This window comes from Wenzhouxiangella sp. YN9, assembly GCF_056324165.1.
In genome coordinates this window covers 1-897 of sequence record NZ_JBJNIP010000029.1, presented here as the reverse complement: position 1 = coordinate 897, position 897 = coordinate 1, and the positions used below count along the sequence as shown (strand labels likewise).

The window sequence follows — 897 nt, the reverse complement described above, 5'->3', positions numbered from 1 at the left end:
CTCGTCCATGAATACTTTGACCTGTTGCTCGGTGGCCGCCATCCAAAACCCCTTTCCGGGTGCAGTGAACAAACGGCCAAGCTTAGTGGCAACCGGCCAAAATAGTTGTCGCCGACCGGCCAAAGTAATTGTCGTTCAATATCCGTCCGACACCGGCTCGAGTCGACCCGATCTGCCATCGGGAAGGTGCTTGGCCGAGAACCACAGAACCAGTCCCTCAAGCCGGTCGCCGGGCTCGATAGCGACACACTCTCCGACCTGAGTGAATCGAGCTATATCGAGCTTGTGCGCTGGACAGGGCTGCAGGCGCATCCGGACAAGCGTGGCAAACTCTCCGCAGCCGGACAAACGCCACCCGAAAGCCTCTGGAGCGTCGCCAACCATCCCCGCGAGTGGATGCGACGCGTCCAGGGAACCGAGAGCCGCTACTACCGGGCGATCGGCTCGGCCGAGGCGCTGATGCTCAAGGCCGCCGATCTCGGGCAACGGTGGATGAAGGGCGTGTCCGGAGAGTTCGCCCTCAAGAAGCTGCGAGAACAACCACTTCCCTGGTAGCCCCCTCCAGAAGCCACAAACCGGTCAATCCGGGGCCTCCGCGTGGGCGATTGCGGGGGAATTCGGCCCAAGACAGGATTTTCGCTGCCCAGATCGCTAAATCACCTCACCACCATCAACCTTTCCGACTGGTCTACCCATCGCGAAGTCGTGGGCGACGGCTATTCAGCCGTTAGAATCATGGCTGTCCTAGTTTTTCTCTCTCGCCGTGCGGCAGGGCATCGGCTTCGGCCAGCAGCCGCTTCTTCTCGGTTACGCTAAACCGGCGTCGGGTACGCTTCTCAAGGCGCGGGTCGGTGACAACTTCGTTGGAATCAGACATCTCTTCGCTCCGTAAGCGCC

The 897-nt window shown here is 60.6% G+C and carries 1 protein-coding gene; it reads left to right on the top strand.

Features of this window, described 5'->3' with window-relative positions; translation table 11 throughout:
• Positions 1-186 precede the first annotated feature (186 nt).
• Positions 187-555, top strand: a complete 369-nt coding sequence (locus tag ACEWQ0_RS00125; protein WP_476484122.1) for a hypothetical protein — start codon at positions 187-189, stop codon at positions 553-555.
• The last annotated feature ends 342 nt before the right edge of the window (positions 556-897 follow it).